Genomic DNA, 24,421 nt, shown 5'->3' with positions numbered 1-24,421 from the left:
GACAGTCGCGCGTTACGCAGACGAAAAAGGCGGCCCCGGATCTCTCCGAAACCGCCTTTGACCTGCAATTATCGGTCGGGCTGACAGGTATTTAACCTGCGACCCCTTGACCCCCAGCTAGATCGACCGACTTTCGATGGTCCCACCGGGACCCACCGCACATCCCCTGAGCAGCGTTTTCCGTACACGCTCGTACATCCAGGTTCACCCTTGGTTGCACCGAGTAGTGACACGCTCGCGGCACTGTCGACTAGCCGAGAACACCGCGGGGAACTACTGGCAACGGTGGAACCGGCACCTCGGGCAATGACGCACGATTCAGTACCCAGAGCAAGTGAGACGAGTTCACTCAGTGGCAGTTGCTCACTGTTCGCGACCACGCTCACCCGTTCCCCGTTCTGACCGACGCCGATCCGCGCGAAACTCGAAGCTCGGGATGATTATCCGCTGGATTGCGTACATGACTTCGAGTTCGGCGACCTGTCCGGACGCGGCCAGGGCCCGCAGAGGACCGGGTCGGCACTCATATCCGGCGACTCCGGCACCTACCGACTGACGTTCTCGAAGACAGCAGCAAGACCCTGTCCGCCACCTATGCACATCGTTTCCAGTCCATACCGGGAACCACGCCGCCGCATTTCGCGAAGGAGGGTCGCGAGAATCCGGCCTCCTGTGGCACCGACCGGGTGGCCGAGTGAAATGCCCGAGCCGTTCGGGTTCAGCCGATGATCGTCCGGCTCGATTCCCCACGTTCGCAGGACTGCCAAAGTTTGTGCGGCAAAGGCTTCGTTCAACTCGATGACATCCATATCGGCCATGGTCAACCCTGCGCGCCCGAGAGCCTTCTCGGACGCCGGGACCGGTCCGATTCCCATCGTCCGTGGCGCTACACCGGCAACGGACCAACTGACCAACCGCGCGATCGGACGTAGCCCGAGCTCGGCTGCGCGCTCCGGAGTCGTCACGATCGCGAGCGCAGCACCGTCGTTTTGACCGCTGGCATTACCTGCTGTGACGGTCGAGGCCGGATCGATCTTCCCGCGGATCGGACGTAGCTTCGCCAGACTCTCGGCAGTGGTGTCGGCACGCGGATGTTCGTCGGTGTCAGCCACAATCGGATCACCGCGGCGCTGCGGAACCGGCACTCCCACAATCTCTTCGGCGAACACTCCGTTCTTCTGCGCGGCAACTGCGCGCTGATGCGACTGGACGGCGAGCTCGTCCTGGTCCTCACGGCTGATCGAAAACTCTGCTCGCAAATTCTCGGCGGTTTCGATCATTCCGCCGGGAACAGGAAAGTTTGTCCCGCCTGCAGTGACACGGGCTCGGGCCAGTCGATCGCTCAGCGCCACCGATTCGGCCTTGATCCCCCATCGCATTCCGGTTGCGTAGAACTCGGCCTGACTCATACTTTCCGCACCACCGGCGAGCACCAGATCGCTACCGCCCGTTTGTACTTGCATGCACGCCTGCAGGACGGCCTGCAGTCCGGATCCGCACCGACGGTCGACCTGTAGACCTGGAACCTCGATACCGAGGCCTGCATCGAGTGCGGCGACCCGTCCGATTGCAGGTGCTTCGCCGTTCGGCGAGGCCTGTCCCAGGATGACGTCGTCTATGGCACCGCCCTCCAGTCCGGTACGCGCGCACAGTTCTTTGATCACCACGGCGGCGAGCTGCTGCGGTGACACATCGCGGAGCACTCCCCCTAATCCACCGACAGGTGTGCGTAGCGGTTCACAAATGACAGCGTCGGGCATGAAGTTCCTTATCAGGGCGGGATGGGATTACGAGGGGACGATCGATCGCTACATGTAGCGCCCGCCGGTAACCTCGGAGACGGTGCCGGTCATGTAGGACGACAGGTCGGACGCGTAGAACAGAGCTACCGATGCCACTTCCCGCGGATCCCCGGCACGCTGCATCGGTATTTCCGCCATCTTCTGGTCCCACGCCTTCTGCGGCATGGCCTCGGTCATCGCCGTCTTGATCAGTCCCGGCTGAATGACATTGACCCGAACACCCAGGTGTGCAACTTCTTTCGCTGCCGCTTTGGAGAGTCCCACAATTCCGGCCTTGGCCGCCGAGTAGTTGCTCTGCCCTACGAAGCCGACCTTGGCCGAGATCGACGACAGGTTGATGATCGATCCACCGCCGTTCTCACGCATGAAGCCTGCTGCGATTCTCGTGCCGTTCCAGCAACCCTTGAGATGCACATCGATCACCTGATCGAACTGCTCCTCTGTCATTTTCCGCATGGTCGCGTCGCGAGTGATTCCCGCGTTGTTGACCATGATGTCGATAGACCCGAACGATGTGACGGCAGTGTCCACCAGGGCCTGTACGTCGGAGGCGGACGTGACATTGCAGCGAACGCCGACTGCAGGGGTGGGTAGAGCGTCTGCGGCTTCCTTGGCCTTGGACTCGTCGAGATCACCGATGACGATGTTCGCGCCGTTCTCGGCGAACATCGTGGCGACGGCCAAACCGATGCCCTGAGCGCCACCGGTGATGACGGCTGTACGACCTGAAATCATGAAATGTCCTGTTCTGTGGTGGTGCCGACGGTCATCGTGCGAAGTCCGCATCGAAGGCTGCGTTCTGCACGGCAATACCCTGGCGCAGAATGCCGTCCGCTTCGTCGGGGCCGCAACCGGATTCGATCAGCAGTGCGCGGGTGTGTTGACCCAGTGCTGGAACATCGCCCATCGGAGCTTCGTGATCGGCGAATGTAGCCGGAGGCAGCAGCGCCTGCGCTGTGGCGTGTTCGGTACCGACCGTGCGCCAACGGTCACGTTCGACGAGTTGAGGATGGGCAATGACCTGATCCATCTGTTTGACCTGGGCCGCAGGAATACCGGCCGACGCCAGTTTCGCGTCCAGCTCGACTGTCGTGAAGAGCGATGTGCGGGCGGCGACGACAGCGTCGCATTCGGTGCGGTTCTGTACGCGCAGCACGTTCGTCGCGAATCGAACATCGTCCACCAACTCGGGGACGCCCAGTACCTCCGAGACGAGCGTGTACCAGCCACGGTCGTTCTGTACACCGATCAAGATTTGACCGTCGCTCGTCGGATAGGCGTCGTACGGCGCGATGGAACTGTGGCTCACACCCATACGCTGCGGTTGCGTGCCGGTGTACATCTGTGTGTACATCGCGTGGCCCATCCACTCCACGGTCGAATCGAGCATGGACACGTCGATGGTCGCGCCTTCGCCGGTTCGTCCGCGCCGCAGCAACGCCGCGAGAACCGATTGTGCGCAATACATTCCGGTGGCGATGTCAGCGGTGGGTATTCCGGTCTTGGCCGGCTCGTCCGGTGTTCCGGTGATGGAGATCAAGCCCGACTCGGCCTGGATCAGCATGTCGTAGGACTTACGATCCTGCATGGGACCACCCCTGCCGAACCCGGACATGTTGACGACGACCAAGTGCGGATTCGCTGTGCGCAACTCGTCGGCACCGAAGCCGAGACGCTCTGCCGCACCAGGAGCAAGGTTCTGCACGAACACGTCGGCTCGGTCGATGAGTTCTCGAACGATGTGGCGTCCCTGCACCGACTTCAGATCGACCGCAAGCGATTCCTTGCCCCGGTTGAGCCACACGAAATGCGCTCCGGTGCCGTGGACGGCGTGGTCGTAACCCCGCGCCAGGTCTCCGCCGTCGGTGCGTTCGATCTTGATGACACGAGCACCCAGATCGGCGAGATTCCTGGTGGCGAGCGGAGCTGCGACGGCCTGCTCTATCGCGACGACTCTGAAGCCTTCGAGTGGTGCGTTCACGAGTTGCGTTTCTGTTCGGCTCTGATCAGGCCGCCGCCGACGATGAGTCGCTGAATTTCGCTGGTGCCCTCGTACAGTCGGAGCAGTCGTACATCACGGTAGATGCGTTCGACCGGAACCTCACGCATGTATCCGGCACCACCGTGAATCTGGACTGCCAGATCGGCGACCGTGCCGACCATCTCGGTGCAGAACAACTTCACTGCGGACGGCGCGATACGGCGATCGGTCTCCTGCACCCAGGCCCGCGCGGCCTCACGCACCATCGCCCGGCCCGCCATGACACCGACCTGCTGATCGGCGATCATCGCCTGCACCAGCTGAAAATTCCCGATCGGCTCACCGCCCTGAGTGGACGCCGCGGCATACGACACCGACTCGTCCAACGCACGCTGCGCCTGCCCGACTGCGAGCGCGGCAATGTGCACCCGCCCCCGCGCCAGCGACGTCATCGCCGCCTTGTACCCGATGTCCCCGTTGCCGCCGACCAACGCGTCGGCCTCGACGCGTACGTCGGTGAAGTTCACATCGGCAGTGCCGGAGCCCTGCTGCCCCATCTTCGCGTCCTTGACGCCCACCTCGATCCCGGCGGTGTCGGCAGGAACCAGGAATACTGCAATACCGTTGCCGCTCTGCGGTTTCGGGTCCAATTTCGCGAAGACGACGAACATGTTCGCGATCGGTGCATTGGTGATGTACCGCTTGCTGCCGTTGATGACCCACCCGGTGCCGTCGACTGTTGCCGTCGTCCTCAGACCCGCTGGATTGGACCCTGCCCCGTCCTCGGTCAGCGCGAAGGACGCCACGATGTCGCCGGATGCCATGCCCGGCAACCACTTCGACTTCTGCTCCTCGGTACCGAAGCCAACGAGCACCTGCCCGGCGATCCCGTTGTTGGTACCGAACATCGAGCGCAGCGACAGCGAGGTGTAGCCGAGCTCCATCGCGAACTCGACGTCCTGAATCAGGTTCAGGCCCAGCCCACCCCACTCCTGCGGAAGCGCGTAGCCGAACAGTCCCATCTCCGCGGACTGCTTGCGCAGATCGTCGGGAATCGAATCGGTGTTCATGATCTCGAGTTCACGCGGCACCACACGTGAGCGCACGAAGTGGGAGATCTGCTTCAACACGTCCGCGAAGACGTCGTCCGGTACATCGGGATTCAGCGTATCCATGGGACAACTATCGGTTACTGCATTACCATCAGTCCAATACTTAATTGGTACTTCTGTTTTGATAATTTCGGCAATAAAGGAGGGTAGGTGGACGTCGAGCAGCTCCGCGCGTTCCTCGCCGTAGCCGAGGAGCTGCACTTCGGCCGTGCCGCCGCGCGCTTGCATGTCGCGCAGCCGCCCTTGAGTCGCACGATCAAGCAACTCGAGAAGCACCTCGGTGCCACCCTGTTCGACCGAAACACCCGCTCGGTGAAATTGACTGCCAGCGGTCAGGCCCTGATAGACCCCGCCCGCGCAGTGCTCGAAGCGATGCGCACCGCCGAGAACGCCGTCCTATCGGCCGACGGCGGCGAGACCGGACTCGTCCGCATCGCGTTCGCGGGTGTGTCGACGCATCGCATGGTCGCGAGACTCGCTCGACTCGTTCGGTCTCAGCACCCGGGTATCGAACTCGAACTTTCCAGCCAGAACTTCGCCCAGCCGGCCATGAAACGGCTTCTGGGTGGAGACACCGACATTGCACTCGGCAGATGGGACGTCATACCGTCCACCGTCGAGTCCCAGGTCGTGATGCCAGATCATCTCGTCGTCGCAATCGCCGACACACATCCGCTGGCCGACGCACGGCACGTCGGAATCGGGCAGCTGGCACAGGAACACTTCGTATCCCTGCCACTGCACGAAGGATCGGTACTCCCCGATCGACTCCGCCGATTGGCGGACGCGCACGGCTTCGTCCCCGACGTCGTTCAGATCGCTCCCGACACTCAGACTGCCCTCGCCCTGGTATCCGCCGAGGTGGGATGCCACCTGACCCTGGCCTCGGTGGCCAGCAACGTCACCGACCCGCACGTCGTGTTCGTCCCCCTGGACGACACCACAGCAGATGTGGACATGAGAGCCGCGTGGCGCCGAGACAACACCAACCCAGCGCTGCGCGTGGTACTCGACAAGGTCGTCGCTCTCGACGAGAGCGGCTCGTGAGCGGCACCTACAGCGACGCCTCACCGTCGTCCAGACCGAGCTGACGTAAACGGCGGTAGAGGGTAGTTCGACCGATCCCGAGGAGCTCTGCTGCCATCGACTTGTTCCCACCAGCGCGGTCCAATGCCTCGACGATGGCATCACGCTCGGCCGATTCCATCATCGTCATCTTCCGACGTGACGGCGCTCGTTGTAGGTGTTCGGGCAGGTGGTGGCGCTCGATCACCGACGCAGTCACACTCGACGCAAGGGTGGTCACGGTCGCCGTCAACTCTGCGATATTGCCGGGCCATTCCCACTGCATCAACGACTGCAGAGCTGTCGGAGACATCGAATGCCGCCGCGTTGTATCCACCTGATCGAGAATGCTACGGACGAGCCCCGGAATGCGATCCGGCGCGGCGGAGAGAGCTTCCGTTCTGGCGTCGATACCCCAATGATCGACCAGTGCAGCGACTTCCGGTGAGGATGCCTCGGCACAGCTGGTGATCAACAGTTGATTCCGCCGACCGGCTGCAACAGCGGCGCGGTGTTCCCGAACCAGGGTCGCGACCACCACCGCTTCGTGGTCATGCACCGACTCCAGTCTTCGTACCAGGACATCTCGGCCGCCCTCGAGCAGGTCTGCCACCGCAGACCAGGGCGTTGCGGTGTCTGTCGACAGAACGACCACCTCGAGTTCTCCGCCTTCTCCTCGACCGGCGCGTGCATCCAACGCCCGCGACGCACGACCGGATCCACGAGGACCGTCGATCACCGTCACCGCCGCCTGTGCCGCCTCTCGCGAAGCACTGTCTCCGTGTGCACTGGGACCGATGGGAGCGGCCGTCGGCACCTCGTCTCGAGGAACGGGAGCGAAGTGCAGCACGTAGTAGTCGCGGGCTCCTTCGACGACTCGCCGAGCTGTCACCGCCACCGCGCCTGACTCGATATCCCAGCGGGCCGTGCTCGCGACCGCCCAGTTGTGTGCGCTGAGGCGATCCCACAGAAGCACGTGCGAGTCGACGCTCACATAGGGCAGTCCGGGTGTATTCGCCAGCAGCGACTCACGATCCATGATGACCGTGGGACGACGAGAGTTGGCGTAACGCATGAACGACATCGCCAACGCGAGGTCCTGCGGTCGTGCTGCCGCCTTCAATCGTTCTTCGATTTGCTGACCGATTTCCTTGGTGAGGGTGACCATCAAAGAATTCGCGATGGCCAACGGTCCCCCGAGCGAGACCGATCCGATCACCAGGCCCGACGGCGTGTAGACCGGAACGGCGGCACACGCCAGCACGGACAGCGACTCGTTGAAGTGCTGGCTGCCTTCGATGTACACCGCTCGGCCTTCGACCATCGACGTACCGAGACCGTTGGTCCCGATCGAGTCTTCCGAATAGTCGAACCCTTCGGCCGCGTTCACTCGGTCCAGTTTTCGCTGCAATCCTCGATCGCTAGCGCGCCTCGCCACGATGCTGCCTGCGCGGTCGCTGAGAAACAATGTCGTGCCGGTGTCCACCAGCTGGTCCTGCCATCGGTCGAGTACCGGATCTGCTGCGCGGCGCAGAATCGAGTCGGTATCGATCTCGTCGAACTTCTGCGATGGCAGCGTGCTGTCCGCGCTGTTGCCTATCGAGCGACGCCAGCTGCGCAAGATCAGGTCCGGAACAACCCCCTCGTCGGGAGCACCGGACAGCAGGCCTGCGCGCATCAGGTGCCGCTTCGCCTCGCGCACCGCATCACTCATAGGTTCTCGCCCTCTAACCAGTTGTTCGTCCGCCACCTGAACACTCACAGGTCGCAACAATCACTACGCCATTACTGCCATACGCGCATAACTGCAGTTCAGCACCGTCATATCCGAGTGTTCCAGATTGGTACACACCAGACACCTGTGCTCCACCTCACCATTGTGTCCAGAGGAAGTGAACTACACCACACAGGTCGCAAGACCGGAGGAGCAATCACATGGCGTCACACGAACCCGATCAGATCCGTGAGATCGACGCGCTTGTCGTCGGATGCGGCTTCGGCGGGATCTACATGCTTTACAAGCTACGGCGTGAACTCGGACTGACCGCCATCGCTATCGACAAGGCCGCCGGTGTCGGCGGTACCTGGTTCTGGAACAAGTACCCGGGGGCCCTGTCGGACTCGGAGAGCTTCGTCTACCAGTACTCGTTCGACCGCGATCTGTACGACCAAACCACCTGGAACACGAAGTTCGTTCGCCAGCCCCAGATCCTGGAGTACCTCAACGGCGTCGTCGACCGCTACTCGCTGCGCGAAGACATCGCGCTCGAGACCACCATGACCGCGGCCCGATTCGACGAGGTTGCCGGAACCTGGACCGTGTCCACCGACCGTGGAATCACCTACAAGGCCAAGTATCTCGTCAACGGCCTCGGCCTCCTGTCGGCGACGAACGTGCCGAATTTCCCGGGCATCGAGAACTTCGCGGGCCGGTTGGTGCACACCGGCGCATGGCCCGAGGATTTGGATCTGACCGGCAAGCGAGTCGGAGTCATCGGCAACGGGTCCACCGGAGGTCAGGTGATCACCGCGGTCGCGCCGATCGCCGGGCATCTCACGTCGTTCCAGCGCACCCCTCAGTACAGCGTTCCTGCGGGCAACCGCGTGTTGTCCAACGAGGAATTGGCACGGCAGAAAGAGAACTTCGAGGCCAACTGGGACCAGGTCCGCAATTCAAGCGTCGCAATGGGATTCGTCGAAAGTGAGATCGAGACGTTCAGCGTCTCTGCCGAGGAACGCCAGCAGATCTTCCAGCGGACGTGGGACGAGGGCGGCGGGTTCCGCTTCATGTTCGAGACGTTCTGCGACATCGCTACCAATCCCGAAGCGAACGAGGAAGCGGCGAAATTCATCCGTTCCAAGATCGCCGAGATCGTCGAGGATCCGGAGACACGACGCAAGTTGACGCCCACCGATCTCTACGCCCGCCGACCACTGTGTGATTCGGGCCTGTACGAAACGTTCAACCGGGACAACGTCTCTCTGGTTCACGTCGGCGAGAACCCCATCCGCGAACTGACAGCCGAAGGCATCGTTACCGAAGATGGGGAACTGCACAAGATCGACGTACTGATTTGCGCCACCGGCTTCGACGCCGTCGACGGCAACTACGTCAAGGTCGACATCCGCGGACGCAACGACGAAAGCCTCAAGGAACACTGGCAGGACGGGCCGACCAGTTACCTCGGAATGGCCACCACCGGGTTCCCGAACATGTTCATGATCCTCGGACCGAACGGACCCTTCACGAACCTGCCGCCGTCGATCGAGACACAGGTCGAGTGGATCTCGGACACCATCGGGGCCATCGAGAACAACTCCATGGGCTGGATCGAGGCCAAGCCGGACATCGAAACAGAATGGACCGATATTTGCGCCGACATCGCCGACCAGACGTTGTTCCCGAAAGCTGCGTCGTGGATCTTCGGTGCCAACATCCCCGGTAAGAAGCGCACGGTCATGTTCTACCTCGGCGGCATCAAGGAGTATCGCTCGGTGCTCGACAACGAGAAGGCATCCGGCTACCCGAGCTTCCTGACGCAATCGGACGCGCTCGAGCCTGCCTGACCCTTCACTCGAGGACACTGCATCGACCACGCCGGCCGGGTGACCCATACCGGTCGCCCGGCCGGCGTCCTGCAACGAAAGACATGCCGATGAGCAAGTACGCAAGCACCGATCCCACTACAGGCACCATCGTGGCGAAGTTCGAGACCGAGTCCGACGAGCAGGTGATGGCATCGCTCTCCGCCGCCGACGCCGCGTACCGAACATGGCGGACCGCCGAAGTGGCCGAACGCGCTTCGGTTCTCCAGCGGGTCGCCGATCTGCATCGCGAACGCGAAACCGAACTCGCCGAGTTGATGACGCTCGAGATGGGCAAACCGATCGCACAGGCCCGAGGCGAAGTAAAACTCTCCGCGTCGATCTTCGAGTACTACGCGACCAAGGGTATGGACCTGCTCGCGGACGAGGAACTCGACATTGCCGGTTCCGGACGAGCATTGGTGCGTACGGCACCCATCGGAGCACTCGTCGGCGTCATGCCGTGGAATTTTCCCTACTACCAGGTTGCCCGATTCGTAGCGCCGAACCTGTTGCTGGGCAACACGATTCTACTCAAGCATGCCAGCAATTGCCCGCAGCAGGCATTGGCCGTCGAGGCGATGTTGCGTGATGCAGGAAGCCCCGAGGGTGTGTACCGGAACATTTTTGCCTCCAGCGACCAGATAGCCGATCTCATCGCGGACCCCCGAATTCAGGGGGTCTCGCTCACCGGATCGGAACGCGCGGGCAGCATCATCGGACAGCTCGCCGGCAAGTACATGAAAAAGGCAGTACTCGAACTCGGCGGCTCGGACCCGTTCCTCGTGCTCGCCGGCGCCGACCTCGATGATGCTGTCGCCGCGGCTGTCCCCGGTCGATTCGGCAACGCAGGCCAAGCATGCACCTCGTCCAAGCGGATGATTGTCGACGCCTCGGTGTGGGACGAGTTCCTCGACGGGTTCGTTTCGGCGGCGCAGTCGTGGTCGATGGGTGACCCGACGGATCCCGCTACGCGCCTGGGTCCGATGTCGTCCATCGGCGGACGCGACGAAATCGCGGAGCAGGTGGCGGACGCTGTTTCGAAGGGTGCCACGGTGCACCTCGGTGGAACCGTCCCCGACGGCGACGGCGCCTACTACCCCGCGACCGTGCTTTCCGGTGTCACCCCAGATATGAGGGCATACCGGGAAGAACTGTTCGGACCGGTTGCGGTGCTGCACAAGGTCGACTCGACCGACGCCGCCATCGATCTCGCCAACGATTCCCCGTTCGGTCTCGGCAGTGCCGTGTTCACCACGGACGACAGCGAAGCTGCGTACGTCGCCGACCGGCTCGACGTCGGCATGGTCGGCATCAACACCACCATCAAGAGCGCGCCCGACATGCCGTTCGGCGGAGTCAAGACTTCCGGCATCGGCCGAGAGCTCGGTCGATTCGGGCTCGACGAATTCGCGAACAAGAAGCTCGTTCGCACCCTCTGACTCGTCAACTGCATCAACTCATCTCAGGAGAAGAACCATGCGCGCAGCTGTGTACTACGGCAATCACAAGGTAGAGATCGAAGACGTGCCCGAGCCCGACGCCGGTCCGGGGCAGGTCAAGATCCGCGTGTCCCGTAACGGTATCTGCGGCACCGATCTTCACGAGTTCTACGACGGTCCTATCTTCATCCCGCCGTCCGACCCGCATCCATTGACTCACAAAGCCATGCCGGTGGTTCTCGGGCACGAGTTCTCGGGCATTGTGACCGCTGTCGGAGCGGGCGTCGACGACGTCGCCGAGGGTGACGCGGTCACTATCGAACCCATCTACCGCTGCGGCGAATGCCGCCCGTGTCGCAACGGCCAGTACAACCTGTGCAAGTCGATCGGCTTCCACGGATTGATGGCCGACGGCGGGATGGCCGAGTACACGGTGGTTCCCCGCAACCAGGTTCACAAGCTTCCGGATTCGATTCCGGTCGAGATGGGCGCGCTGGTCGAACCCATGTCGGTGGCCTATCACGCAGCCGTACTGGGCGAGGTCGGCGACCAGAGCCGCGCACTGGTCTACGGCGCCGGCCCCATCGGCATCGGCATCTGGTTTGCGTTGCGCGGCATGGGATTGACCGAGATCGACGTCGTCGAACCGTCGGAGACTCGACGCAAGTCCATCGAAGCACTCGGGGCTCGCACCCTCGATCCGATGTCGGTCGACGTTCCCGCCCTCATCGCCGATCGCACCGACGGAGACGGCGTCGACGCCGCGTTCGACGCAGCCGGCGTAGCTCCCGCAGTCGAGTCGGCACTGGAGTGCGTCGGCGAGCGACGCCCCCTGATCAGTGTGGCGATCTACGACAAGCCTCTCTCGACACCCCTGATCAACCTCGTTCTACGCGAGCGGCGCATTCAGGGGACCATCTGCTACACCGGTGATGATTACCGCTCGGTGATCGACCTGATGGCCAAGGGCCACTACGACACCACCGGTTGGGTCGACACGATCGCTCTCGGAGACGTCGTCGACGGCGGGTTCGAGGAATTGCGGGCCGGACGCAAGATGAAGCTCCTCGTCGATCCGACAGCCTGACATCCACCACTTCACGGCTCACACAACCCGATTCAGGAGACGACCATGACCGTCGCACACATCACCGGCTCGGCACGCGGAATTGGCAAAGCCATCGCGCTGCGCCTCGCACAGGACGGACACGACATCGCACTGTCCGACCTGCCCTCGATGTCGGAAGAGCTGGAGAAAACTCGGACCGAGGTCGCCGCACACGGAGTGAAGACCGCCGCGTTGACCGGCGACGTCAGCGATCCAGATTCGGTGCGGGCGCTCATGACCGACACCGCCGAACAGCTGGGATCGCTCGACATCCTGGTCGCCAACGCCGGGATCGCCCAGACGAAGGCACTTCTCGACGTGACACCGGAGGAGTACGACCGCCTCCACGCTGTCAACGGCCGCGGAATCTTCCTCTGCTACACCGAAGCAGCGCGTCAGATGATCAAGCAGGGGCATGGCGGAAAGATCATCGGAGCCTCGTCCATCGCGGGCCACAAGGGATTCGCGTTGCTCGGCATCTACAGCTCGACCAAGTTCGGAGTCCGCGCCCTGACCCAGGCAGCTGCGCAGGAGTGGGCAGAACACGGCATCACCGTCAACGCCTACTGCCCCGGCATCGTCGATACCAACATGTGGGTCGAGGTGGACCGCGACCTCGGTGCCATCAACGGTGTCGGAAAGGGCGAGTCGATGAAGGCAATGGCTGCCGGCATCACCCTCGGACGCGTCTCGACCGGCGACGACGTTGCGGCGTACGTCTCGTACTTGGCCGGACCCGACTCGAACTACATGACAGGACAGTCCGCCCTCATCGACGGCGGCATGCTTTTCGTTTGATGTTCGCCTTACTCAACGTGGAGGAATGATGAACTCGCTCAACCCAACTGCTTCGCACTACCAGGTTCCGACCTTCGGTCTGTGGTACGACTTCCGCAATCCGGCTCAATGGCGGAAACCACTGGGTTCTCTCTATCGAGAATCGGTGGACCAGGTCGTCTGGGCCGAATCACTCGGTTTCGGGTCAGCATGGTTGAGCGAGCATCATTTCGCCGAGGACGATTACGCGTCGTCTCCCCTGGTCGTTGCCGCGGCAATCGGTGCTCGCACGAAGACCATGCGCATCGGTACCAACATCATCGTGGCGGGACTACACGAACCGATGCGTCTGGCCGAGGATGCGGCAGCTCTGTCGTTCCTCACCGACAACCGTTTCGAGCTGGGACTCGGCCTCGGCTATCACGAGAAGGAATTCGCCGCGTTCGGGCGAAAGGTCAAGCAGCGCCCCAGTCTTCTCGAGGACGCCATTGCCGTGATTCGGCACGCCTGGGCCGGCACCGGTGAAGCCTACGAAGGCAAGCGGTTCTCGGTACCTGCGTTGCCGGTGACGCCGCTACCCGAGACGCCCCCGAGGATTCTGATCGGAGCACAGTCTCCGGTGGGAATCGATCGCGCCGCTCGACTGGCAGACGGTGTCATCACTCTGCAGAACGCCCACTTCACGGACTACCAGCAGTCGATCGAGCGGCACGGGAAGAACGTGGACGATGCCCGCATCTACGCCAGCCAATGGACGGTGGTGGCCGACGATCCGGAACGCACGTGGGCCGAGGTCGGCGAACACGCGCTCTACCAGATGAACAAGTACATCGAATGGGGCTCATTCGAGGGCCCCGATCAGCCGTCGTCGTTCGACAGCCCTCAGCACCTACTCGATGCCGGTGCCTACAAACTCATGGACGCCTCGATGGCGATCGACGAACTGGTGACCATGGCCACCGAGTTCCCCCAGATCCGCGACTTTCACTACTGGGCTCAACTCCCGGGCGAGTCCGTCGAATCCGGTTCCGCTCGAATCCAATACATTGCCGACAAAGTCATTCCCGAGGTCACCCGCAAGCTCGGTGGTTGATCACTCCGGAATCTGCAGGACGACTCTCGACCGAGTGCCCGCGTCGACTCGGTCGTGAGCGTCGGCGATTCGGTCGAGAGGCAGCGGGTCGTCGACGGAGATGGACAGCGCTCCCACGGAAGCGGCGTCGGTGAGGTCGAGCGCGGCCGTCATCTTCACTTGCTGCGAGAAGTCGTCGCTACCCAGCAGCCGAATGGTGATGTTGTCGAACAACATCGGCCAGAACGGCAGGCTCGGGCGCGCGTCCCGTGTGCCGTACGCGGCAATAACGGTGTCGTTCTTTGCCACTGTCGCATCGAAGTCGATGTTGTCCGAGAACGACACTTCGACGATGCGGTCGACTCCACCTCCGGCGAATTCGCGTACCTGGGTTACTGCGTCGGGATCGTCCAGCGCGACCGCGAATTTCGTTCCTGACGCCCGGGCCTGTTCGAGGTCCGCACCGGTACGCACCGTTCCGATCACGGTCGCGCCTTTCCACCGCGCGAGCTGAGCAGCCAATGAACCGACACCGCCCAGTACTCCGTGGACCAGAACAGTTTTTCCCTCGACACTGCCGTCGCCGAACACGGCGCGGTGAGCGGTGATACCCGGAATCCCCAGGCAAGCGCCCACTTCGGGCGCTACGGAAGCCGGCAGCGCGACCGCCTGCCACTCGGGCACGACGGTGAATTGCGCAGCTGTTCCGAATGCGCGATACGACTGGGCACCGAACACCCAGACGCGCTCCCCCACCCGCGATTGTTCGACACCCGACCCGACAGCGTCGACGAATCCAGCACCGTCGCTGTGTGGCACGACTCGCGGATAGGACATCGATGACCCGAGCCATCCGCGTCGCTTCTTGGTGTCACCGGGATTCACCGAAGTAAGCTGCACCCGTACCCGGACCTCTCCGGGCCCTGGCTCGGGCGTCGGCAGCGTTCCGACCTCGAGAACCTCGTGCGCCGATCCCTGCGAGTCGTACCACGCGGCGATCATGCTGTTGCGGTCTGCGCGATAATCTCTGCGGTGGTCGCGAACTCGGAAATATTGGTCAGTGCGAAGCTTTCGGCGGCATGCTGCCATTCCTGACTGAGGCTCGAGGTCGCATCGGTGACGAGGATCGGACGGTAGCCGTGGTCGGCCGCATCGCGAACGGTGTGCTCGACGGCCATGTTGGTCCAGACGCCCGCGACCAGAACATCCTTGATTCCGAGGTTACGAAGAAGTGTGTCCAGCATGGTGCCGTTGAAGGCGCTCATGCGGTTACGAATCAGGACCGGCTCGTCTTCACGCGCTTCGAGACCGTCGAGTGCTCGGGCTCCCCACGAACCCAATTTGAGCGAGTCCGGTCCGATCAGCTTGAAGATCGGAGCGTTGCTTCCGCCGAACGGTCGGCCGGGTAGAGACACGATGTGATTGTGAATCACCGGGATGGACTTCTCGCGAGCGAAGGCCAGCAGCTCGCGCACGTGCTCTTCGAGGTTCTGGTGTTGGGCGTGGTCGGCCGCCCCGAACGAGGCATACGCGCCGTCCGCGTGGACGTTGTCGTTCTGCAGATCCACAAGAACCAGCGCGGTGCGTTCGAGATCGAAAGTGGTAGTCATCGAAACCCTTACAGAGGAGGAGAGAAAATCCGTCGGTACCCGACCACAGTACCTCGGTTCGATGTACGCATCGAACCGAGGTAGTTCTGACAGAATGGCCACATGTTGGAACTCACCATCCTCGGGTTTCTGTCCGAAGGCTCCCTGCACGGATACGAACTCAAGCGCCGGGTCGCGCAGCTGACGGGATATGCCAGGCCGGTGAGCGACGGCACCCTGTATCCGGCGATCAAACGCCTGCATCGGGATGGATTGCTGGAAAGACGTGCCGAACCCGGCGCGGGCCCGGCACGGTACGTGCTGACCATCACCGACGACGGGCGAGACGCGTTGGTGGCACGGCTGCGAGATCCTCAGGCCAACGAAGTCTCGGATTTCTCGCGGTTCATCGTGGTGTTGACCTTCTTGTCCCTCGTACCGTCGGTCGAGGAACAGCACGCAGTGCTGCGCCGAAGACTGGACTTCCTGGAGCAGCCGGCCAGTTTCTTCTACGACGAGGATCGAACCGTTCGAGCCGAAGAGATTCCGGACGTCTACCGGCGTGGCCTGTTGCTCGTCGCGCGCGAAACGAGCCGCGCAGAACGAGCCTGGCTCACATCGATACTCGAGGGTTCTGCTGCGCGTCGCTGATCCGTTGCCTCACAGCCACCGAGGCGGTTCGTCGATCGCGCCGTCGACCGTCGAACCGATCGATCCACGCCCTGCCGCCCACCTGGTCACTGCCTCGAGTCCACCGCTGACGGTAGTTGTCGTCGCTTCGTCGGTCACTGCGATCGGCTCACGCCCGTCCACTGCCAGGACCAACCCACTTCCCTCACCCTTCTTGCGCCACATCCCGACAATGTCGGTGAGTAAGCCCTCGTTCACCACCTCGGGAAAGTCCGCGAACCGCCCACCGTTGCCGAGATCCACCGCGTGGATCCACACTTCGCGAGTCCGCATCCAGATCGTTTCCGACGCTGGGACCGTGCGGCCCTGAGCCGTCCTGACCTCGGCCGCCCACGCCGACTCGGACGCAGTTCGCCACTTCTCGTCGAGCCGAGCAACCGTGTGATCGAACAGGTTTCGGATAGCTGCGGCCGACAGCGTGGAACCCTCGTCGATCTCACGGCCGCGCTGCTGCGGTGACTCGTACATCGGCGTCTCCTCACCCGACGACGCCCAGTCCATCAATCTGCACAAGGCCGCAGCGTTGTAGCCGACGTGCGCAACCAGGTAACGCCTGGTCCATCCCGCCAGCAGCGTCTCGCCGTCGAGTTCGGCATCGGTGAGCTCGGAGAGCCGCTGCGCGAAATACGAGGTACCGCGCCGGGCGATCAGAAGCCGCTCGACGAGCGACATGTCGTGAAAGGTCACCTCGAACGCGCCTTACTTGACGATGGTCTTGTTGCGGACCGAGCCGAGACCGTCGATGGTCACCTCGACGGTCTGCCCGTCCTGGATGTAGACGCCAGGCTTACGGGCATGTCCGACGCCTCCCGGGGTACCGGTGATCACGACGTCTCCCGGCTGCAAAGTCACGATGTGCGAGATGTACTCGACCAGCTTTACAGGCGTGAACACGAGGTCGTCGGTGGTGGTCGTCTGCATGACTTTCCCCTCCAACGTCGTCTCGAGCGTGCCGCCGAAGGTGTAGGAATCCGTCGTGGTGAGGAAGGGGCCGAAGCCGCTGGTCCTCTCGAACGTCTTGCCCTGGTCCCACTGCAACGTGCGGTACTGGTAGTCGCGCATCGTGTAGTCGTTCATGATCGAGTAGCCGGCAATGTATCTCTCGGCATCGGCCTCGGCCACCTGGTAGGCCTGCTTGCCGACGACGAAGGCCAACTCGCCCTCCCAATCCAGCTGTGCTGCTGCGTAACTCGGGACCACGACGTCGTCGTACGGGCCCGTCAGCGCTTCACGGAACTTGGCGAACAGCGTCGGGTACTCGGGAAGATCACGGCCCATTTCTTTGATGTGGTTCGCGTAATTCAGCCCGACGCAGATGATCTTGCCCGGTCGCGGAACCACGGGAGCGTAATCCGCATCGGCCAATCGGAGCTGTTCTCCGTGCGCGTTCTCGGCCAGTTCACGCCAGTTCCCTTCGTCCAGGAGGGCGGACAAGTCGACGTAGCCGTCGATGACGGTGGCAGAATCGTCACTGTCGACGCGCACTGCGGTAGTGGTGCCGTTTCGGCGCAGAGTAGCGAGTTTCATCGAGGTCAAGCTCCTTCGGAAAATACGGTGCGGGCAAAGTGCAGCTTCTCGACAATCGGTGCATCCGAGAACGCGAAGAGGTCGAACTGTGTGTCGGCTTCGATGGACCATTCCGTCCATGACGGGACGACGACCATGTCGCCCTTCGACACCGAACGCTGTTCGCCGGCGAGAACGAACCGTCCACTCCCCTCGAACACCTGATACACCGTCGAGCCGACATCACGTCGGGGTCGGGTGTGCGCACCCTGACGAAGTCGGTGGAACTCGGCTCGGATCGTCGGCATGACGTCACCGCCATTGGTGGGATTGGTGTAGCGAACCGCGGCATGCCCCGGTTCGGTGGTCGCCGCGAACCCCTCGTCCTCGAGGTCCAACTGTGCCTTCAACGCCGCATCGGTGTGCTCCCACCGATACGCGGCGATCGGCGAACTGGATTTGCTGTCGAGCCCGACGAGCGGGCGCAGGCCCGGATGAGCCCACAGACGCTCGGACCGAGAGATGTCCGGTGTCGAATCGTCGGTGACGTTCTCGGACCCGAACTCGAAGAAGCCGGTGTCGGTGTAATGAACGAACGGAATGTCGAGTCCGTCGATCCAGGCCATGGGCTGATCGGTCTCGTTGTGGTGCCCATGGAAGTTCCAACCCGGAGTGAGCAGGAAGTCGCCGCGCCGCATGGCGACGGGGTCGCCGTTGACCACCGTCCACACCCCTTCACCCTCGACGACGAAGCGGAACGCGTTCTGCGCGTGGCGATGTTCCGGTGCGACCTCTTTGGGGCCGAGATACTGGATCGCTGCCCACAGCGTGGGAGTGATGTACGGGACCCCCGCCAGGCCGGGGTTGGCCAGCGCGATGGCACGGCGCTCGCCACCTCGACCGACGGCAACGAGATCGCCTGCGCGCTGCGCCAGCGGGTACAGCGTCGACCACTTCCACACGAAGGGAACAGCTTTGGATTTAGGTGACATCGGCATCAGGTCGCCGAGCTGGGTCCACAGCGGCATGAGATTCTCGGACTCGAAGTCGCGGTAGAGCTGCTCGAGTGCTGGGTCCTCGGGGTGCACTTCGGTGTCGGTCATCGGTTGCCTTCCTGATCTGCGTCGAGTCGTGTGCGGATGTCCTCACGCATGGCCTTCTTGTCCAACTTGCCCACTTTCGTGGTGGGTATCGCATCCACGACCACCAACCGCTCGGGGAGTTTGAACCGAGCGACACCCGCGGAATTCATCACCGCGAGAACGTCGTCCAGAGTCACGTGGGCACCCGCGGCAACGGAGACGTACAGGCACAGGCGCTCGCCCAGGACTGGATCCGGCATTGCCACGGCCGCAGCCATCTCGATGCCGTCGACCTGGTAGGCGAAGTTCTCCACTTCCTCGGCCGAGATCTTTTCGCCACCCCGATTGATCATGTCCTTGTCGCGACCTGCCACGACGAGGTTCCCGTCGGGTCGGCGGATCACGATGTCGCCACTGGCGTACCACCCGTCCGCAGTGAAAGCGCGAGAGTTGTGTTCGGGCGCCCGGAAATAGCCGCGTGGGGTGTACGGACCGCGGGTCAGTAGCGCTCCGGGAGTTCCGTCGTCGACCGGCTCCCCGAGCTCGTCGACAACGGCGATCTCGTCGGCCTCGCTGACCGGCCGCCCCTGGGTATTGGTGATGACCTCGAGGTCGTCGTTCAATCGGGTCATGTTGATCAGGCCCTCGGCCATCCCGAAGACCTGCTGAAGACGTGCGCCCAGGACCGGTTCCACTCGCGCCGCCAATTCGTCGGGCATCCGGGAACCACCGACCTGGAGAACCCTCAGGCTGGATCCGGTCAACGTGCCATGCTCACGCTGGTACTCGATCCAGGACTGAGCCACCGCGGGTACCACCGTTGCCACGGTCACCGACTCGCTGTCGATCGCGAGCAATGCCCTGTCCGGTCTCGCCGACGGAAGCATCACCGTGCGTCCACCCGCGAACAAGGTGCCCAGAATTCCTGGACAGGCCAACGGGAAATTGTGACTGCTCGGCAGCGCACCGAGGTACACGGTGTCCGAGGTGATTTCGGAGATCGCGTTACAGCGAATGATGTTGTAGGCGTAGTCGTCGTGCGTACGAACGATCAGCTTGGGAAGCCCGGTCGTCCCACCGGACAGCAGGAAGCACGCAACATCCTCGCCCGCGGGGTCGTAGTCGGCATCGGAAAACGAGGGAATCGTCGTCGAGGCATCCGCCAGGCTGAACTCGGGAGTCGACGTATTTTCCCCGGAACTCAGGTCACCGTGGACCAACACCGCCCGCACGGACGCAACCTCGGCCGCAACCTCTTGCGCGGTGGACCTCAGGTCGGTGTCCTTGTCGGTGTCTGCGACCACGATGGCCACGGCGTCCGACAAAGCCGCCAGGTGCGTCAGCTCGTGTCGTCGGTGAGCAGGCAGCGCCATCACCGGTACGGCACCGATGCGGAAGCACCCCAGGGTGAGAGCAACAAATTCCCACGAATTGGGAAGCTGCAGAACAATTCTGTCGCCAGGTTCGACATCGAGATTCAGAAGCGCTTGCCCCATCGACGCCGACCGGTCCCACAGTTGGCGGTACGTCAACCTGATCGAGCCGTCGACCAGCGCCTCGGCGTCTGGATGCAGTTCGACCTGCTCCACGATGTGCGAGCCCAACGATCGACCGCTCCAATACCCGGCGTCGCGATAACGGCGAGCATCGTCGGCAGGCCACGGCACGACACCGTCGATCGAGACGGGGGTCCGAGTACTCATCACCGATCTCCTTCTGTAGCAGTGTGTTCGGCCCCGACGACGACGGCGGCGAGCGCGATCAGACCGTCCGAGGTCAGTCGCAACGGATTGATTTCGAGATCGCCGATCTCGTCGTGATTCGAGACGTAGGCCGCCAACGCGACAGCTGCGCGGCCGAACTCGTTTCGGTCCAGCCTCGGTCCGCCGCGCCATCCATGCAGGACAGCGGCCGTGTGGAGATCGTCGAGCATCGTCGTCGCAGCGGACAGCGTGAGCTCACCACTGCGGATGGCCACGTCGCCGATCGCCTCAGCTGCGGTTCCACCCAAACCTGCCACGACGATCGGTCCGAACACTGAGTCTCTCCGCACACCGAGGAAGAGATCGACGCCGGAACCGGCCATGGTCTCGAGCAGGTACGCCGGTGCCCCGATCGAATCGAGGGCGTCCAACGCGGTGTCCAGTTCCTCTGTCGTGCGAACGAACAGGTGGACTCCGCCGATTTCGGTCTTGTGCAGAACCGACGCGTCGAGAATCTTGACTGCGACGGGATGCTCGAGTTCCGCGAGCGCTCCGTGCGCATCCTCTCGGGTGTGGGCCACACGCCGATCGGGCGTACGAATACCCAACGCGTCGAGCAAGTCCTTGCCTCTTGCCTCGTCGACAGGAAGCGTGATGGAAGGTCCGGCGGGAGGAACGAACGCCTCGGTATGCACCCGACCGTAACGGAGCTGCGCATCTTCGACGAGGGCGCGCACGCCGTTGGCCAACGACGTAGGGCTCGAGAGGACCGGCAGATCGAGGAGCGCGGCAGAGACGGTTGCTGCGGACACCGCCTCTCGTGGTCCACCGATACCGAGCACGACGGGCAGCCGCTCGTGCACCGAGGACGTCCCGACGGCGTCGGCGAGGTCGATCGCGTCGGGTTCGGCAAGGGCGTACACGGCAAGCGCGTCGACTTCCGGGTCGTCCGCCGTCGCCCGGAGGACGTCCGCGAAGGTGGCCGCGGGCCTGCCGGTGTCGACGGGATTTGCCTGATAGGTCAACGGTGGCAACAGATCGGACAATCGACTCAGTGTGGCGTCGGACAGCGTCGGAACACGTACCCCGCCGGCCAGCAGTGCATCGAGAACCATCAATCCGGGACCGGCCTGTGCGGTGACTAGGCCTATTCCCGGAGATGCGGACGCGGGTAGTCGCGTACGGCCGAGTACGGCGAGCGCATCCACCAGGTGGTGTTCGTCGTCGACGACCACGGCACCCGCTTCGGTGAGCAGTGCGCGCGTAGTCCGCCACGACGTGGCGAGCGCACCTGTGTGGGACTCCGAGAACGCGGAGACATCACTTCGACCCACCACGATGGCCACCACTGGCTTCACTGCAGTCACGTCTGCGACCGCCGACAACAGCGCGCGGCCGTCTTCGACGGACTCGACGTGCAATGCGACTGCTGTGATCGCATCGTCATGCTGGAGGTAGCGCAGCACGTCGACATTCGTGACGTCCACGCTGTTACCGAGACCGACACCGAGGCCCACACCGACGCCGTTCTCGGACAACAGGAACGACAGCGCATGGTTCATGCCCCCGCTCGCTGCGACGACGGCGACCGTACCCGCGGCGATGTGCTCGACAGTCGGGACGAAGCTGACCGTGGAGTGACCGGGACGGAAGAACCCGGATGTATTGGGACCGAGCAATCGGATGCCGGTTTCGGACGTGATGTCCCTCAGCCGGCGTTGCAGCTCGATGCCGTCGTCGCCGGCCTCGGCAAAGCCACCGGAACAGATCAACGCTGCCCGCACCCCGGCGTCGGCCGCTTCCTGCAGCGCTGCGGGGGTCGCGGCGGCTGGAATGCACAGAACCGCCAGATCTATTGCTGTGCCGTGGGATCGAACTGCGCCCGCGATCGACGTGCTGAATCCCTCGGCGGTACCGCGTGGATTGATTCCGTACGTAGCGACAGCGCCGCGGCTTCCTCTGTCGATGGCGGCGAGCATCACCGAGCCGAGCTTTTCAGGTGCACTCGAGGCACCGAACACAGCAATGGACGTCGGACTGAACAGCGCGGAGAGGGAATCTGCAGCATCTTCCGCGCCCGGGACAGCCAGCGGAACGTGAGTCGTTGTCATAGTTCCGACCTCGACGGTGCCGCGGCGCTCTCGGATTCGTCCAGCTTGTCGAAAGCGACCGCATCAGCGCGGCCGGACAGGACCAGTGTTGCTGCACAATCTCTTCGGTCGACAGCGCGGCGGGAGCGAACAGACGATTCCTGCTCGATCACAATCGCTGCGACGTGGTGTCGCAGGCGTACGTACTCCGAGGCCAGTACCCGCGACAGCTCGGTCCCCCCTTTGATGATCACGGCCCCCGGTCCGCCAGCACACAGCTCGTCGAGGCGTGAGAGAGAGTCTTCGTCCAGAGCGGTGCGGTCGGAGTCGGGTGCCGAGAACAGTGGCTCGGCTTCGTGCGCAGCCTGGTTCGCAACGAGAATCGACGTGCCGTCGGTGAGTGTCACGGAGTTTGCCGTGCCAGCGGTGACAGAGAGAAGCCGCGAGTCGAGCGCGACCGCCCCTGCTTTCAGAGGAGTCTCGAGCGGTGCGGCACCATGCTGTTCGTGCCAGGCGAGTTCGGCAACCTCGACGAACTGCGGGTCTCGAACTCGTATCTTCTCGGCGGAGATGGACCGCGTGAAGAAATGGAACCCGAACTGCCACGGTTCCAGTTCGCGGTAGTACTCCCCGAAGTGGTCCCACCACGCAAGGCTGGGAACCGACGAATTCTGGACCTTGGCCACCTGGGGACGCCGGATCTGCTCGAACTCCGACAGAGCCGCATCGAGATCGGGCGCGTGTTCGGCGACGGTCTGCGCGAGAACGGCTGCATCCTCCATGGCCATCTTCGTTCCCGATCCGACCGAGAAGTGGGCCGTGTGCATGGCGTCGCCGAGGAACACCACAGGTGTGCCGCGGTCGGTCCGGCTGTGCCAACGCGCGGTGCGGCGAGTTTTGAAATTGGCCCAACGCGAATTGTTCGCTACCAGCCTCGCACCGTCGATAAGGTCGGCGAACAATTCTTCGAGGTAGCGCTGCGAGACGGTATCCGACTCGCCGGGAGGGGACGACATGTCGAACCCGTCCAGACCGGCTTTGCGCCAGGTGTCTTCGTCCGTCTCGACGATGAAGGTACTCAGATCGGATCCGATCGGGTAAGCGTGTACGGCGAAATTTCCGTGCTCGGACTGCTTGTGCAAGAAGGTGAGTCCGTCGAATTGGAATTTCGTGCCGAACCAGATGAACTTCACCGTTGCTTCTTCGACCGAATGGTCGAGGTCCGAAGCGAACACCTCGCGGGATGCAGAGTTGGTGCCGTCGGCTGCGACGATCAGGTCGTACCCGCCGTCCTCGTCGAGCGATTGCACAGATGCGGTGGTCGAGTAGTGCAGTTTCGCGCCCAATTCGAGAGCACGGTGCCGAAGTGCCCCGAGCAACACCCGACGATGCACGGCGGACATGCCGTTGCCACCGGCCGCAGTGACCTCGCCTTTGGCGTGGACTTCGATGCTGTCCCAATGGCGGCCGTGATCGGCAAGAGTGTCACGCAGAACGGGGTCGACTCGGTCGATGTTGTCGAGCGTGGCATCGGAGAACACGACACCGAAGCCGAATACGTCGCTCTCGTGGTTTCGCTCGAAAACCTCGACCGTTGCGTCGGGTGCACAGTGCGCCAACGCGATTGCGGTGAAGAGACCGCCTGGGCCGCCTCCGATGCACGCAATTCGTAGCGGCGTCGAAGTGGCTGTTCGGTTCTGTTCTGGGATGGACATCGATGTCGGCCCCTAGCGTGGAATGAGGGCCCGGATCTCGGGCGACCAATTTATTGTGTGTCATAAATCTATTCAAAGTCAATCTTTTTGTTACATATAAGC

The 24,421-nt window shown here is 62.9% G+C and carries 20 protein-coding genes; 7 read left to right on the top strand and 13 right to left on the bottom strand.

Going from position 1 to position 24,421, the window contains the following annotated elements:
* Positions 1-545: 545 nt before the first annotated feature.
* Genes CH294_RS21285 through CH294_RS21270 form a run of 4 tightly spaced genes read right to left on the bottom strand, consistent with a single transcriptional unit; the run spans position 546 to position 4,958 of the window.
* Positions 546-1,760 carry an acetyl-CoA C-acetyltransferase gene (locus CH294_RS21285; protein ID WP_094739023.1) on the bottom strand — a complete coding sequence of 405 codons (1,215 nt, stop codon included), beginning with the start codon at positions 1,758-1,760 and terminating at the stop codon, positions 546-548.
* A 48-nt stretch (positions 1,761-1,808) separates the two neighbouring features.
* A complete protein-coding gene (fabG, locus tag CH294_RS21280; RefSeq protein ID WP_094739022.1) occupies positions 1,809-2,537 on the bottom strand; it encodes a 3-oxoacyl-ACP reductase FabG in 729 nt (242 codons plus the stop codon).
* A gap of 31 nt (positions 2,538-2,568) precedes the next feature.
* On the bottom strand, positions 2,569-3,783 hold the full coding sequence (locus CH294_RS21275; RefSeq protein ID WP_094739021.1) for a CaiB/BaiF CoA-transferase family protein: 1,215 nt from the start codon (positions 3,781-3,783) through the stop codon (positions 2,569-2,571).
* Complete coding sequence (locus tag CH294_RS21270) at positions 3,780-4,958, bottom strand: acyl-CoA dehydrogenase family protein (RefSeq protein ID WP_094739020.1); 1,179 nt, start codon at positions 4,956-4,958, stop codon at positions 3,780-3,782. Before CH294_RS21270 ends, CH294_RS21275 begins: the two co-directional genes overlap by 4 nt.
* An 87-nt stretch (positions 4,959-5,045) precedes the next feature.
* On the opposite strand from CH294_RS21270, the gene CH294_RS21265 reads away from it, so the two are divergent.
* The gene (locus CH294_RS21265) at positions 5,046-5,942 is read left to right on the top strand and encodes a LysR substrate-binding domain-containing protein (protein ID WP_037150315.1); all 897 of its coding nucleotides are present in this window, start codon (positions 5,046-5,048) and stop codon (positions 5,940-5,942) included.
* Positions 5,943-5,949: 7 nt separating this feature from the next.
* Here the strand turns inward: CH294_RS21265 and CH294_RS21260 are convergent, their stop codons facing one another.
* Complete coding sequence (locus CH294_RS21260; protein ID WP_094704850.1) at positions 5,950-7,674, bottom strand: helix-turn-helix domain-containing protein; 1,725 nt, start codon at positions 7,672-7,674, stop codon at positions 5,950-5,952.
* 221 nt (positions 7,675-7,895) lie between these two features.
* Between CH294_RS21260 and CH294_RS21255 the strand changes: the two genes are divergently transcribed.
* The 5 genes from CH294_RS21255 (at position 7,896) to CH294_RS21235 (ending at position 13,965) form a co-directional block, all read left to right on the top strand.
* Positions 7,896-9,527 (top strand): NAD(P)/FAD-dependent oxidoreductase, encoded by a 1,632-nt coding sequence (locus CH294_RS21255; protein WP_037150310.1) that lies wholly within the window; start codon positions 7,896-7,898, stop codon positions 9,525-9,527.
* Positions 9,528-9,616: 89 nt separating this feature from the next.
* Entirely contained in the window at positions 9,617-10,987 is a 1,371-nt protein-coding gene (locus CH294_RS21250) for an NAD-dependent succinate-semialdehyde dehydrogenase (RefSeq protein WP_094610402.1), read from the top strand.
* Between the two features lie 37 nt (positions 10,988-11,024).
* On the top strand, positions 11,025-12,074 hold the full coding sequence (locus tag CH294_RS21245) for a 2,3-butanediol dehydrogenase (RefSeq protein WP_094739019.1): 1,050 nt from the start codon (positions 11,025-11,027) through the stop codon (positions 12,072-12,074).
* A gap of 45 nt (positions 12,075-12,119) precedes the next feature.
* The gene (locus tag CH294_RS21240) at positions 12,120-12,893 is read left to right on the top strand and encodes an SDR family oxidoreductase (RefSeq protein WP_094641632.1); all 774 of its coding nucleotides are present in this window, start codon (positions 12,120-12,122) and stop codon (positions 12,891-12,893) included.
* A gap of 28 nt (positions 12,894-12,921) precedes the next feature.
* Positions 12,922-13,965 (top strand): LLM class flavin-dependent oxidoreductase, encoded by a 1,044-nt coding sequence (locus CH294_RS21235; protein ID WP_094642332.1) that lies wholly within the window; start codon positions 12,922-12,924, stop codon positions 13,963-13,965.
* On the opposite strand, the gene CH294_RS21230 is transcribed toward CH294_RS21235, so the two are convergent.
* Positions 13,966-14,946, bottom strand: coding sequence for an NADPH:quinone reductase (locus tag CH294_RS21230; RefSeq protein WP_094739018.1), 981 nt, complete (start codon positions 14,944-14,946; stop codon positions 13,966-13,968). It abuts the gene before it with no gap.
* Positions 14,943-15,554 (bottom strand): isochorismatase family cysteine hydrolase, encoded by a 612-nt coding sequence (locus CH294_RS21225; protein WP_094739017.1) that lies wholly within the window; start codon positions 15,552-15,554, stop codon positions 14,943-14,945. The genes CH294_RS21230 and CH294_RS21225 overlap by 4 nt, the downstream gene beginning before the upstream one ends.
* A gap of 102 nt (positions 15,555-15,656) precedes the next feature.
* Between CH294_RS21225 and CH294_RS21220 the strand changes: the two genes are divergently transcribed.
* Positions 15,657-16,184, top strand: a complete 528-nt coding sequence (locus CH294_RS21220; RefSeq protein ID WP_094704846.1) for a PadR family transcriptional regulator — start codon at positions 15,657-15,659, stop codon at positions 16,182-16,184.
* Between the two features lie 9 nt (positions 16,185-16,193).
* On the opposite strand, the gene CH294_RS21215 is transcribed toward CH294_RS21220, so the two are convergent.
* Genes CH294_RS21215 through CH294_RS21190 form a run of 6 tightly spaced genes read right to left on the bottom strand, consistent with a single transcriptional unit; the run spans position 16,194 to position 24,319 of the window.
* Positions 16,194-16,910 carry a maleylpyruvate isomerase family mycothiol-dependent enzyme gene (locus CH294_RS21215; protein WP_094739016.1) on the bottom strand — a complete coding sequence of 239 codons (717 nt, stop codon included), beginning with the start codon at positions 16,908-16,910 and terminating at the stop codon, positions 16,194-16,196.
* A 12-nt stretch (positions 16,911-16,922) separates the two neighbouring features.
* Positions 16,923-17,750 (bottom strand): fumarylacetoacetate hydrolase family protein, encoded by an 828-nt coding sequence (locus CH294_RS21210; protein ID WP_094739015.1) that lies wholly within the window; start codon positions 17,748-17,750, stop codon positions 16,923-16,925.
* Positions 17,751-17,755: 5 nt separating this feature from the next.
* The gene (locus CH294_RS21205) at positions 17,756-18,832 is read right to left on the bottom strand and encodes a cupin domain-containing protein (protein WP_094704844.1); all 1,077 of its coding nucleotides are present in this window, start codon (positions 18,830-18,832) and stop codon (positions 17,756-17,758) included.
* The gene (locus tag CH294_RS21200; protein WP_094739014.1) at positions 18,829-20,514 is read right to left on the bottom strand and encodes an AMP-binding protein; all 1,686 of its coding nucleotides are present in this window, start codon (positions 20,512-20,514) and stop codon (positions 18,829-18,831) included. The genes CH294_RS21205 and CH294_RS21200 overlap by 4 nt, the downstream gene beginning before the upstream one ends.
* Positions 20,514-22,625, bottom strand: a complete 2,112-nt coding sequence (locus CH294_RS21195) for an acetate--CoA ligase family protein (RefSeq protein WP_094739013.1) — start codon at positions 22,623-22,625, stop codon at positions 20,514-20,516. The genes CH294_RS21200 and CH294_RS21195 overlap by 1 nt, the downstream gene beginning before the upstream one ends.
* Positions 22,622-24,319 (bottom strand): FAD-dependent monooxygenase, encoded by a 1,698-nt coding sequence (locus CH294_RS21190; protein WP_094739012.1) that lies wholly within the window; start codon positions 24,317-24,319, stop codon positions 22,622-22,624. The genes CH294_RS21195 and CH294_RS21190 overlap by 4 nt, the downstream gene beginning before the upstream one ends.
* Between the last annotated feature and the right edge of the window lie 102 nt (positions 24,320-24,421).

Origin of the sequence: Rhodococcus sp. 14-2483-1-1, from assembly GCF_002259335.1 — a bacterium.
Classification (GTDB): domain Bacteria; phylum Actinomycetota; class Actinomycetes; order Mycobacteriales; family Mycobacteriaceae; genus Rhodococcoides.
Note: the sequence above shows the minus strand (reverse complement) of the source record. Positions and strands in the feature narration are given on the sequence as shown.

Excerpts from the sequence above, each read along its gene's own strand:
- CH294_RS21285 (WP_094739023.1), bottom strand. The coding sequence starts at position 1,760 with ATGCCCGACGCTGTCATTTGTGAACCGCTACGCACACCTGTCGGTGGA.
- fabG (WP_094739022.1), bottom strand. The coding sequence starts at position 2,537 with ATGATTTCAGGTCGTACAGCCGTCATCACCGGTGGCGCTCAGGGCATC.
- CH294_RS21270 (WP_094739020.1), bottom strand. The coding sequence starts at position 4,958 with ATGGATACGCTGAATCCCGATGTACCGGACGACGTCTTCGCGGACGTG.
- CH294_RS21260 (WP_094704850.1), bottom strand. The coding sequence starts at position 7,674 with ATGAGTGATGCGGTGCGCGAGGCGAAGCGGCACCTGATGCGCGCAGGC.
- CH294_RS21255 (WP_037150310.1), top strand. The coding sequence starts at position 7,896 with ATGGCGTCACACGAACCCGATCAGATCCGTGAGATCGACGCGCTTGTC.
- CH294_RS21250 (WP_094610402.1), top strand. The coding sequence starts at position 9,617 with ATGAGCAAGTACGCAAGCACCGATCCCACTACAGGCACCATCGTGGCG.
- CH294_RS21245 (WP_094739019.1), top strand. The coding sequence starts at position 11,025 with ATGCGCGCAGCTGTGTACTACGGCAATCACAAGGTAGAGATCGAAGAC.
- CH294_RS21240 (WP_094641632.1), top strand. The coding sequence starts at position 12,120 with ATGACCGTCGCACACATCACCGGCTCGGCACGCGGAATTGGCAAAGCC.
- CH294_RS21235 (WP_094642332.1), top strand. The coding sequence starts at position 12,922 with ATGAACTCGCTCAACCCAACTGCTTCGCACTACCAGGTTCCGACCTTC.
- CH294_RS21230 (WP_094739018.1), bottom strand. The coding sequence starts at position 14,946 with ATGATCGCCGCGTGGTACGACTCGCAGGGATCGGCGCACGAGGTTCTC.
- CH294_RS21225 (WP_094739017.1), bottom strand. The coding sequence starts at position 15,554 with ATGACTACCACTTTCGATCTCGAACGCACCGCGCTGGTTCTTGTGGAT.
- CH294_RS21220 (WP_094704846.1), top strand. The coding sequence starts at position 15,657 with ATGTTGGAACTCACCATCCTCGGGTTTCTGTCCGAAGGCTCCCTGCAC.
- CH294_RS21210 (WP_094739015.1), bottom strand. The coding sequence starts at position 17,750 with ATGAAACTCGCTACTCTGCGCCGAAACGGCACCACTACCGCAGTGCGC.
- CH294_RS21205 (WP_094704844.1), bottom strand. The coding sequence starts at position 18,832 with ATGACCGACACCGAAGTGCACCCCGAGGACCCAGCACTCGAGCAGCTC.
- CH294_RS21200 (WP_094739014.1), bottom strand. The coding sequence starts at position 20,514 with ATGAGTACTCGGACCCCCGTCTCGATCGACGGTGTCGTGCCGTGGCCT.
- CH294_RS21195 (WP_094739013.1), bottom strand. The coding sequence starts at position 22,625 with ATGACAACGACTCACGTTCCGCTGGCTGTCCCGGGCGCGGAAGATGCT.
- CH294_RS21190 (WP_094739012.1), bottom strand. The coding sequence starts at position 24,319 with ATGTCCATCCCAGAACAGAACCGAACAGCCACTTCGACGCCGCTACGA.